This window comes from Streptococcus sp. HMSC064H09 (assembly GCF_001812625.1).
GTDB lineage: Bacteria > Bacillota > Bacilli > Lactobacillales > Streptococcaceae > Streptococcus.
Map to the genome: position 1 here is coordinate 39,069 of NZ_KV809556.1, position 11,548 is coordinate 50,616.

8 protein-coding genes are annotated in these 11,548 nt (G+C 42.1%); 4 read left to right on the forward strand and 4 right to left on the reverse strand.

Annotated elements, in window-relative coordinates:
• Positions 1-50: 50 nt before the first annotated feature.
• Positions 51-674, reverse strand: coding sequence for a signal peptidase I (lepB, locus tag HMPREF2867_RS01580; protein ID WP_013991198.1), 624 nt, complete (start codon positions 672-674; stop codon positions 51-53).
• 18 nt (positions 675-692) lie between these two features.
• The gene (rnhC, locus tag HMPREF2867_RS01585) at positions 693-1,583 is read right to left on the reverse strand and encodes a ribonuclease HIII (protein ID WP_070575302.1); all 891 of its coding nucleotides are present in this window, start codon (positions 1,581-1,583) and stop codon (positions 693-695) included.
• A gap of 316 nt (positions 1,584-1,899) precedes the next feature.
• Between rnhC and zapA the strand changes: the two genes are divergently transcribed.
• Both zapA and HMPREF2867_RS01595 read left to right on the forward strand, forming a co-directional pair.
• The gene (zapA, locus tag HMPREF2867_RS01590; protein WP_004183554.1) at positions 1,900-2,214 is read left to right on the forward strand and encodes a cell division protein ZapA; all 315 of its coding nucleotides are present in this window, start codon (positions 1,900-1,902) and stop codon (positions 2,212-2,214) included.
• A complete protein-coding gene (locus HMPREF2867_RS01595) occupies positions 2,211-2,753 on the forward strand; it encodes a CvpA family protein (protein ID WP_060971706.1) in 543 nt (180 codons plus the stop codon). The genes zapA and HMPREF2867_RS01595 overlap by 4 nt, the downstream gene beginning before the upstream one ends.
• 102 nt (positions 2,754-2,855) lie before the next feature.
• On the opposite strand, the gene HMPREF2867_RS01600 is transcribed toward HMPREF2867_RS01595, so the two are convergent.
• Positions 2,856-5,204, reverse strand: a complete 2,349-nt coding sequence (locus tag HMPREF2867_RS01600; protein ID WP_070575304.1) for an endonuclease MutS2 — start codon at positions 5,202-5,204, stop codon at positions 2,856-2,858.
• Positions 5,205-5,433: 229 nt separating this feature from the next.
• On the opposite strand from HMPREF2867_RS01600, the gene polA reads away from it, so the two are divergent.
• Positions 5,434-8,073: a DNA polymerase I gene (gene polA, locus HMPREF2867_RS01605; protein ID WP_070575307.1), complete on the forward strand. Its 2,640-nt coding sequence runs from the start codon at positions 5,434-5,436 to the stop codon at positions 8,071-8,073.
• A gap of 414 nt (positions 8,074-8,487) precedes the next feature.
• Positions 8,488-9,549, forward strand: a complete 1,062-nt coding sequence (locus tag HMPREF2867_RS11485; protein WP_064520741.1) for a DUF6287 domain-containing protein — start codon at positions 8,488-8,490, stop codon at positions 9,547-9,549.
• Between the two features lie 278 nt (positions 9,550-9,827).
• On the opposite strand, the gene mutY is transcribed toward HMPREF2867_RS11485, so the two are convergent.
• Positions 9,828-10,979 (reverse strand): A/G-specific adenine glycosylase, encoded by a 1,152-nt coding sequence (gene mutY, locus HMPREF2867_RS01615; protein WP_070575310.1) that lies wholly within the window; start codon positions 10,977-10,979, stop codon positions 9,828-9,830.
• Positions 10,980-11,548: the final 569 nt, after the last annotated feature.

The window sequence follows — 11,548 nt, forward strand, 5'->3', positions numbered from 1 at the left end:
TAGATACATAATAAGGCTGGGTTTCCCCAACCTTATCTTATTTAGTAGTTTTAGTTGTCTTCAACGGTACCAATTTTATTAAGTGGCCAGAAGCGGAATTTGACTTCCCCTACAAGAGCACTCTTGTCAAAGTAACCAACTTCGCGGCTATCTTTTGAAACGATACGGTTATCTCCAAGTAGGAAATATTTGCCTTCAGGAACAGTGACAGAGAAAGTGGTGTTTTTGTCTGCGTTGACAGTGAAGGCCTTAGATTCTTTAGCCAGTTGTTGGAAGTAATCGCGGTATGCATACTCTTTTTGTAGCTTATCTTTGGCAAAGGCAGCCTGGAATTCTTTGAGGTATTCTTCCTTGACTTCTTTACCGTTGACAGTAAGTTTATCGTTTTGATAGGTAATGGTATCACCTGGCATCCCAATGACACGTTTTACGATTTGTTTCGTCTTACCATTTTCAACCTCCTTGGCAACGACAATATCAAAGCGTTCAATGGACGTGTGTTTCAAAACAATAACACGCTGGTTATTGGCGAGAGTTGGATCCATTGAGTGGCCGTCAACCTGAACAGGAAGCCAGAGGAAGAGGCGAGTCAAGAGGAAGAATGTGATAAAGAGGATAAAGAGTCCCCATTCACGAAGAAAAATGAGAAAGTATTGGGTCCATTTGTTTTTCATAGTTAAGGCCTTTCAGGGTTATTTTAAGCGTTGGTAGGCTTTTTTAGTATTGGCGAAATGATATTTAGCAGTAGCTTGGAGAGCCTGATCTCCGTAGGCTTGAAGAAGCTTGGCTGCGACCTGGTCGGACTTAGCACCAGCACCTGAAGGAAGAGTATAACCTACTTCTTGGCTGAGTTTATCCAGATTTTCCAGGAAGAGATTGCGAGCGATGATAGAGCTCACCGCGACAGCTAGGTATTTACCTTCGGCTTTTTCTTCTAAAGTAATAGGGAAGTCAAAGCGATTACGTTCGTTCTTGAGATATTTTTGATAATTTTTCTCGCTGGTGAAGGCATCGATGACAATCTTATCTGGTTTAGCACCTGATTGTAACAATAGGAAGATAGCCTGATTATGGAGGGCTACTTTAACGGACACAGCATTATGATTCTTACCGTCTCCAACCACTTCATTGTACTTTCTAGGCGAAAGAAGGAGTGCCTTGTGAGGAATTTTCTCCTCCAACATAGGTGCAATCTGACGAATCTTGATATCGTTAAGATTTTTAGAATCATCAACTCCTAGAGATTTCAAAAAGGCATGGTCAGCTGGGGTAACTAGACTAGCTACAACAGCTAGACCACCAAAATAGGAGCCATTTCCGACTTCGTCTGATCCAATTAGGGCTAGGTTTTGCCCATCAGGTGAATGCTTAGGTTCAGCTTGGTATCCAAAACGGCTAGCTAGGATTTCTGGCTTAGCACCTTGGAAAGTTACCTTTCCTGAAGTATAGGCGATGACACTTATTCCATCGACCTTGGCTGAAAAACTTGCATAAGGATTTTTAGTCGCAGTCGCATAGCTTGCTAGGTCCTTCTGGAGTGTCGAAATCTGCTCTGCTGTCATTTTTAATACGATTGTGCCCATGAAATCTATTTTAGCACAAAAAAGGAGAATTGGTAGATATTTTACAGACTCGGAATCCCTGAAAATTATTTTTCTAGAGAAGTGCAAAGTCTAAAATTTACGAAAGTTAAAATTTAGGATATAATGATTAGAAAGAGAATGCCTAACCCTGCTCTTTTTTCCACAATTAGAAGAAATAGGTTGGCATTTAAGTGTCGAACACGCCTCAGAGTAAGTGTCTGAATCTTACTAAAAAATGGCGATATAAAAGCAATAAAATAAGGAGAAGCTGCGGTGGCGAATCCGTGACCACCATTGATTGGCAGCTAACAAGCAAATGGCAAATAAGAACCGTTACAAATTTCATTTTGGAGAGAAGAACCTCACGCTAACAACTGATAAAGATAACCTATTCATGGAAGAGGTTGAGCGTGTTGCCCACGAGAAATATAAAATTATCAAAGAGCAGATGAAAAACGCTGACAATGAAACGATTGCTATCCTAATGGCTATCAATTCTTTGTCGACTCAGTTGGAACGTGAAATCCAAGTTGAAGATATGGAAAAAGAGTTGGAAACATTGAGAGCTAAGCAACTTGAACAACTTAAGGTCAAGGCGACAGCTACAAATGACGATGAGGATGACGCATGATTGGACTCCTTGTCTTAGCTATCGTGGCTTGGAATTTCTACATTGGCTACCGTCGAGGCCTCTTTATGCAAGCTTATTACGTGGTTTCAGTCATTATTGCCATGTGTGTAGCGGCCTACTTTTACCGGTCGCTAGGAGAGGCTATCAATCTTTGGGTACCTTATACCAATCCAACCAAAGATGCTAGTTTAGCTTTTTTTACAGACCAAAATATTTTTTCACTTGACCGCGTCTATTATGCAGGTGTTGCCTATTTTGCCATTTACTGTGTGGCTTATTATGGTTTGCGCTTTCTTGGTATTTTCTTCCACTTTGTGAGAATTGAGCGACTTGACCAGAGACGATTTCAAGTGGTAGGTGGTGTCTTGGCCTCCTTAGTGAGTCTTGTGCCTTTGACTATGTTTGGGAATATTCTTGCGACTGTTCCCATGAATAACATTCAAACGGTCTTGTCATCTAGCTGGGTTTTGCGCCTTTTGATTAATTGGAATTTTCCAGTTAGTCAGATTATCCAGCACTTGTGGACAAGTGTGATATAGAAAATAGAAGTCTTCCTTGATTAAGGGAGGCTTTTTTGTTCTTTGTTTTGGTAACATATGAAAAAAGACTGAACACAAGGTCTCAGTCTTTCTTATCTATTTTTACCCTAAGGTTGCAATGGTACATCCGGAACCACCAGCACTTTGTGGGGCATATTCAAAACTTTTAACATGGCGATGACGGCGGAGATATTTGGTAACAGCATCACGGATGACACCTGTACCAATACCGTGGATGATGTCCACCTGACTCATGTTATTAAGTAGGGCTTGGTCAATAAAGGCATCAAGCTCTTGCATAGCTTCTTCGTAACGTTTCCCACGAAGGTCTAGACGGGCACGAGGACCGCCAGATGTCTTCTTGGCTTTTTTAACCACGTTAATCTGTTTTTTCTTAGGTTGTTGGGCTTCAGCTTGGGCACGAACCAGAGTGAATTCGTCTGCCTTGAGGGTCATCTTGATGAGACCGACCTGAGCTTCCCAGTTACCATTTTTGGCTTGACTGGTAAGGGTACCACGTTGCCCATAGGCGGTAACGATGATATCATCTCCGACACGAGGGGCACGCGCAGCCTTTTCTTTCTTAGCCTTACGAAGGACCTTATTCTTAGAGAGGTCCACTTGTGGGGCAAGTTTCTTGAGTTTTCCTTTGGCGTCGATAACTTCATGAGGTTTGAGTTGACTCTTATCGTGGAGATTTTTGAGAATACTATCGCTCTCAGCCAAAGCGGTATCAACCATCTCTTGAATTTCTTTTTGAGCCTTTTCGAGTTCCTTGTCGTATTCATGGGAGAATTCGTTATAGAGTTTCTTGACCGCACGGTTGAATTTAAGGTTTTCTTGCTCAACGTCCTTGATGTGCTCCAGACGTTTTTGTGTTTCCACAGTTTGGGCTTCAAGTTGCTCGATGATACGGTTGACATCACTATCAGTATCCGTGAGGTTTTCTGCTTCCTTGACAATAATCTCATTCAAGCCGAGGCGACGAGCGATTTCAAAGGCGTTAGAGCGACCAGGGACACCCTGCATAAAACGATAGGTAGGGCTTAGAGTTGCTGTGTCAAACTCCATACTAGCATTTTCCACATGTTGCGTCTCAATCCCATAGGCCTTAAGCTCAGGATAGTGAGTAGTAGCCATGGTCTTAATCTGACTCAAACGGAGGTGCTCTAGGATTGCCATGGCTAGACTAGCCCCTTCCTGAGGGTCAGTACCAGCCCCAAGCTCATCGACCAAGACAAGACTGTTGTTGTCGGCAGCATCCAAAATCTCGACAATGTGGGTCATGTGACTAGAGAATGTTGACAAACTCTGTTCGATAGACTGTTCATCTCCGATGTCCGCAAAAATCTCTTGGAAAATGGCCACACGACTGCCCTTATCAGCCAAAATTGGAAGACCAGATTGAGCCATCAGTTGTGCTAGTCCTAGAGTTTTAAGCATGACCGTTTTACCACCGGTATTGGGACCTGTGATGACAATGGCTGTGAGGTCCTCATCAAATCTCAAATCGTTGGCTACTGGATTGATCAAAAGTGGGTGACGAACGTTAAGCAGTTGGAGTGTTTGGTTGTCACTAATCTTTGGAATAACCGCCTTCTTATCCTGGAGATAGAGGTATTTCCCACGAATAAAGTCCATGTGGCCCAAAATCCAAGCGTTGTTGGCGATAGCAGCAGCTTGTGGACGGAGTTGATCAGACAGTTCATGCAGGATGCGGGCCATCTCATGGCGTTCGTCTGCACGTAATTGTGTAATTTCTTCGTTAAGCTGGATAACGGCGCGTGGCTCGATATACACTGTGTTTCCAGAGCTTGAGATGTCATGCACAACCCCAGCAATACGGTTACGGTAGGTATTTTTGACAGGAAGCACTGAACGACCATTACGACTAGCAATCAAACTCTCAGCCAACATGTGACCAGATTTCTTGAGAATGTCTTGCAAGGTCTGGCGAATGGCATCATCGCAAGATTTGAGTTGACGACGGATATTTTGTAACTCAGGGCTAGCAAAATGCTCAATGAAACCACCATCATTGATACTTTGAAGGCTTCCTTGTAGACTTGGGAAGGCCTCGATCTTTTCGAAAAGACGTTTAAGAGCGACGAGCTCAACATTTTCAAGGTCAGCGTAGAAGCGACCAAGGTCAGCCGAAGCTTGCAGCACCTTCTTGATGGCAATGAGCTCCTGGATATTGAGATTAGCATCCAGTTCCAAGCGACGTAAGGGCTCAGAAATATCTCTCAGGCTACCAATAGCAAAGCCATGGTGCTCTACGAAAATCTCAGCCATTTCTTGAATTTCTGTAAATTGATTTTGAATTCTTTCTGGATTGGTCATAGGCACCAAGTCACGTAACTCCGCCTGAGCCTGTTCAGTCTGCAGGTATTCTGTGAACTGGTCCTTGACCTTGTTAAATTCTAATTGGTCTAAAATCTTTGTGTTCATAGCTCCTATTATAGCATATTTGGATATGGGGCGTGGAGGTGGGAAATGCCTGAGATCGTTTTGTGAGCGGACTTTTGCCATCAGCTGTTGACTGACTATTTTTACAGCTTGTCTCTGGACAATTTTCCTTTCAGTTTCTATCTTTGAACGACTATTTTATAAAACAGTCTCCGCAAAATAAGAGTTTTTCAATCAAAACCAATGCTCTCATCTATGCTATAATAAACCTATGACTAATCAGAAAAAATTACTCCTAATTGACGGTTCATCCGTTGCCTTTCGTGCCTTTTTCGCACTCTATAATCAAATTGACCGTTTTCGTAACAATAATGGCCTTCATACCAATGCTATTTACGGTTTCCACCTCATGTTGGACAACCTGCTTGAGCGAATCCAGCCGACTCATGTCTTGGTAGCTTTTGATGCTGGGAAAACAACTTTCCGTACAGAGATGTTTGCGGATTATAAGGCTGGTCGTGCCAAGACTCCAGAGGAATTCCGTGAGCAGTTTCCTTATATTCGTGAGATGTTGGCTGCACGTGGTATCGCCTATTATGACCTGGCTCAGTACGAGGCAGACGACATTATCGGTACCTTGGCTAAGATGGCTGAAAACACCAGTGAAGACTATCAAATCACGGTTGTCTCAGGGGATAAAGACTTGATTCAGCTGACTGACGAAAACACAGTCGTTGAGATTTCGAAGAAAGGTGTGGCTGAGTTTGAGGCCTTCACACCTGACTACCTCATGGAGAAAATGGGGATTACCCCAGCGCAATTCATCGACCTCAAGGCCCTCATGGGTGATAAGTCCGATAATATTCCAGGAGTTACTAAGATTGGTGAAAAGACTGGTCTTAAGCTCCTCTTGGAACACGGTTCCCTTGAAGGTATCTATGAGCATATTGATGAGATGAAGAAGTCCAAGATGAAGGAAAATCTCATCAACGACAAGGATCAAGCCTTCCTTTCTAAGACTTTGGCGACCATTGATACCCAGTCTCCTATTGAAATTGGCCTAGATGATACGGCCTTTACGGGACCTGACCTTGAAAAATTGGCGGCCTTCTATGACGAGATGGGCTTTGTTCAGTTCAAAAATGCCCTTGGTGGAGAGGCTGTGCCGCAGGATTTTGATGTGGCCTATACTGAGCCTAGCCAAGTGACAGCGGGTCACTTTAGTTCTGATGATTTCTTCTATTTTGAGATTCTTGGTGACAATTATCACACAGAACCTATCATCGGTTTTGCTTGGGGGAATGACAAGCAGATTTATGCGTCTACAGATACTGGTCTACTAAAATCAGACGCCTTCCAGGCAGCTCTTTCTAAAGCTGTTAATATCTACGATTTCAAGCGTAGTAAGGTCCTTTTGAGTCATCTAGGTATTGACTTGCCCACGGCTAATTTTGATGCACGTCTGGCCAAGTATCTCCTCTCAACAGTTGAGGACAATGAATTGTCAACCATTGCCCGTCTCTATACGGATCTACCGTTAGAAACAGATGAAGTGGTCTATGGTAAGGGAGCTAAGCGTGCCGTTCCTGAAAAAGAGGTCTTGCTCAGCCACCTGGCTAAAAAAGTCAAGGTTCTGCAGGTCGCTAAACCGGTCATGCTAGAAAAGCTAGCTGAACACGGCCAATCAGAGCTTCTCTTTGATATGGAGTTACCACTGGCAAATGTGCTAGCTAAGATGGAAATCGCTGGTATTAAGGTTAAGGGACAAACCCTTAACGAGATGGCAGTGGAAAACCAAGTAGTCATCGATAAATTGACCCAAGAAATCTATGAAATGGCGGGCGAAGAGTTTAATATCAACTCGCCAAAACAGTTGGGTGTCATCCTCTTCGAAAAGATGGGACTACCTTTGGAATACACTAAGAAAACCAAGACCGGTTACTCGACAGCTGTTGATGTCCTTGAACGTTTGGCACCAATTGCTCCAATCGTAGCTAAGATTTTGGAGTACCGCCAAATCACTAAGCTTCAGTCTACCTATGTCTTGGGGCTTCAGGACTATATTCTTGAGGATGGCAAGATCCATACCCGTTATGTGCAAGATTTAACACAGACAGGTCGCCTCTCATCAGTGGATCCAAACTTGCAAAATATCCCTGTTCGCTTGGAGCAAGGTCGTCTCATCCGTAAGGCTTTTGTCCCATCGACTGAGGATGCAGTGCTTTTAAGCTCGGATTACTCACAGATTGAGTTGCGCGTGTTGGCCCACATTTCGGGAGATGAGCATTTGATTGCTGCTTTTAAAGAGGGGGCAGATATCCATACCTCTACAGCCATGCGTGTTTTTGGCATTGAAAAGCCAGAGGATGTCACACCTAACGACCGTCGTAACGCCAAGGCTGTTAACTTTGGTATCGTTTATGGCATTTCTGACTTCGGACTTTCTAATAACCTTGGCATTAGCCGTAAAAAGGCTAAGGAGTATATCAACACTTACTTTGAGCGTTATCCTGGTATTAAGGCCTATATGGAAAATGTGGTTCGTGAGGCCAAGGATAAAGGATATGTAGAAACCCTCTTCCATCGCCGTCGTGAGTTGCCAGATATCAATTCTCGTAACTTTAATGTTCGCAACTTCGCAGAGCGTACAGCCATCAACTCGCCTATTCAGGGAAGTGCTGCTGATATCCTCAAGATTGCTATGATTAACTTAGACAAGGCTTTGGTAGAAGGTGGCTATAAAACTAAGATGCTCCTCCAAGTGCACGATGAAATCGTCCTTGAGGTGCCAAACGATGAACTTGTAGCGATGAAAGCCTTGGTTAAAGAAACCATGGAAGCTGCAGTCGAACTCGCTGTCCCACTCATTGCAGATGAGAATGACGGCCGCACATGGTATGAGGCAAAGTAAAACATGAAAGAAAATTTTCCATTTACCTACTTTCTCTTGCGTTACATGCTAGGATTCCTGGCCGTTGTCCTAGCTATCGTAGCAGTATTGGTGATTATCACCTACTTTATGACCAAGTAGAAATAGACAGATGAAAGCTGGACTGAGGTCCAGCTTTTTTTGATGCAGATATTTGTAATTGTAAAAATAATCACTAATTAATATCTAGATATTTTAATCAAAATTCTAATTTGATTGAGAATGGGATTGTTGGATCATAGTGAAAGTTATTATTATATAAGTATTCTTGATAAATAAACATAAATTAATTTTTCAAAAAACTTGACTTATCAACCATACAATTGTTAACATAATGTCAGAGAGATTTAAATGATTTAATATTTATATTAGGTCGTTTCTTATGAAAGGATAGTTATGAAAAAGAAATTAACAGGATTTGCGCTCTTATCAAGTTTGTTCTTGCTGACAGCTTGTAACGCAACAAATACGGGTGGTTCAGGCTCAGGCGACAGTGCTTCTAAGTCTGAGCAAGTGAGTGGCGATTCGTCCGAAACCGAGGAAGTGAGCTACGATGAGCTCTATGCTTCAGTCTTGGATCTCTATCGCCCTATTGCTTTGAACGGCGATACATCAGCTGTTCCAAGTGATCTTTCGTCTGACGAAGCTTATGCGACTAGCACTATTTTTGATGCTAAAAGAGCAGGAGAAAACGTGCAATATAGTTATGTAGACATCAACGGTGATGGCTCAGCTGAGCTTTTGATTGGTACTCCTGACAGTGTTCATGCCCTTTATTATCTTGATAATGATGATAAGCCTGTATTTGCCAAAAGTGCTGGAACCTTTGCCAAGGGTGGTTACTTGAGCACCATGAAATTCTATAAAGATGGTACGATTTACTGCCAACTATTCCAACGTATGAGACCTGAGGCCAAAGCTGAGACCTATGAAATCAAGGATGGAGTCTTTAACCAACTTCAATCTGTTGATTTCAGTATGTCTGAGACAACTGATGGTGCCAGTAAGGTTGGCTTAGGTGACGCCCAGACTCTGGATTTGTCTTCCGAAGATTGGTATGACTTTGATGACTCAAGTAGCGACGATACAGAAGAAAGTAGTAGCGACAGCAAGTCAAATAAAGAGACTGGTATGGACATCAATGCTATTCAGAATGGTGATTTTAGTAGTCTTGAAGGAACTTGGGAAAATGGAAGAGGAGACACTATTGTATTTAGCAAGGATAGAGTCACACAATCTGGTACAACTATTACATTAAAATTCGGAGAAGTGAAAGATGGTATTTTGAAGGAGTATAGTTCGTCGGGGGGACCTGTAGGAGGTTCACAACTTTTTATGATCCCTGCGGGAGTTTCTATTCCAAATAATAACGAATCTGATAATAGTAAAGATAGACTTTTAGGAACACAAAATGACCTTGAGATGGGTCAATCATCTGACTTTTATTATCGTAAATAAAATAAAACGTTTGGAATTTATATTCTCCATAGTGACATTTATGTCACTATTTTTTATTGGCCCACTTACCTATAATAAAAGCATAACTGAGAACAGCGACAGGAGTTCTTAATAAAAAGGAGTGTCGTATTATGATTGAATTTTTGATGTCAAAAAATGTGACTTATTTGGAATTGTTTTATATCTTTCTGGGAGTAGTTCTTTCAAAGGTATATCTTGCTTTGCGTGCCCGGAAGCACGCTAAACTTGACGCATAATAAAAAGGGTAGCACTCACTGCTATCCTTTTTTGCTGTCTTTATAAGTTTTAATCATTTTCTTCTGTGGTGTGGCCATTGGGAACTGGTCGAAGTCCTCAGCCGCTACCCAGCATAGCTCTTTATCGGTAGTGAGTTTGTTGTCATTGACGATCCCTTCCACCATCTCGATGGTCCATTTTTGGTGGCTGAAGGTATGTTTTACGGGTGTAAAACTATTGTTTGTCCACTCTGGTTTGAGGGCATAATTTTCCTCAAAAATAGCCTTTTGAGAGACTGTCTCGAGAATACTATCATCCTTTTCAAAAAGGCTGAGTTGTTGGTCGATAAAGTCCGTTTCCATGATAGGAAAGGACCAGAAACCACCTAGCAGACGTCCCTCGATATTTTTTTCGAGCAGAAATTCACCCTTTGCATTTCTGATAATAAAAGCCTGAATTTGCATAGGTTTAGGCTTCTTCTTAGGCAATTTGATAGGGTACTTGTCATAAGTTCCGTTGATATAGGCTGCACAGAAAAAGCGAATTGGACTTTCGTCTGGTCTTGGATTTTTAGCTGATTCGATATCGGTCCCAAGGTCCATAAGCGCCTGATTAAAGTCTCCTGGACGGTCAGGGTCAATCAAAATGTCCATAATCGCTTGGAAAATCTTACGATTTTTGGCGTCTCCGATATCGTAGTTAACCTCAAAGAGGCGAGCCATAACTCTCATAACATTACCATCAACAGCGGGCTCTGGGAGTCCAAAAGCGATGCTAGAAATAGCACCAGCAGTATAGGGTCCGATGCCCTTGAGTTTGGCAATATTGTCATAAGTATCTGGAAACTGACCATTAAAATCATCCATGATTTGTTGAGCAGCCTTTTGCATGTTTCGGACACGTGAATAGTAACCTAGCCCCTCCCAAGCTTTGAGAAGCTTCTCTTCTGGAGCTTCAGCCAAATCTTTAACTGTTGGGAACCAGTCTAAAAAGCGCTCGTAATAGGGAATGACAGTCTGAACCTGGGTTTGTTGTAGCATGATTTCACTGACCCAGATATAGTAGGGATTTTTAGTTCTACGCCACGGTAGGTCTCGTTTCTCTCGATCGTACCAGTCCAGGAGGGTACGACGAAAAGAGGCGATTTTCTCAGCATCCCACATGACAATGCCGTATTCTTTTAAATCTAACATGTCTCTATTGTAGCAAAGAAATCTTTTTTCAAAAAATTATGCGTTTTTCTGTTAAAAAGATTGACAAAAGTAAGCGTTTACATTATACTTAGAGTGTAAAGAAGATAAGGATTCATCAAGGAGGTAAAAGCCATGGTGAGAGTCAATATTTCAAGGTACAAAAACGGAGACTAAGATCTCTAAACAAAACAGTAGGCAAAACAAATAACTTTACCAATCATCTCTGAGGAGCGTGACCGCATGACAGTAGGACGTTACAAGAACGGAGATTAATTCAGTCGCATAAAATAGCTACAAGGGAGTGATACCACCAGAAGTCGAAAGCCAAACTCAAATCTGTTAACTTAAGAAAAAGTGAGGTAAAGCTCATGAGAAATGTTAGTAGGTATAAAAATGGAGACACTTAGGTTGTTGCGTAAAATAGCCTAAGGAGTGATACCCATGCCACACGAAACGTAAATCCTATATTCTTAAGATGAACGAGGTGAGTTCATGAAAAATATCAGTAGGTATAAAAACGGCGATTAAAAATGTTGCATAAAATAGCTACAAGGGAGTGATACCACCAG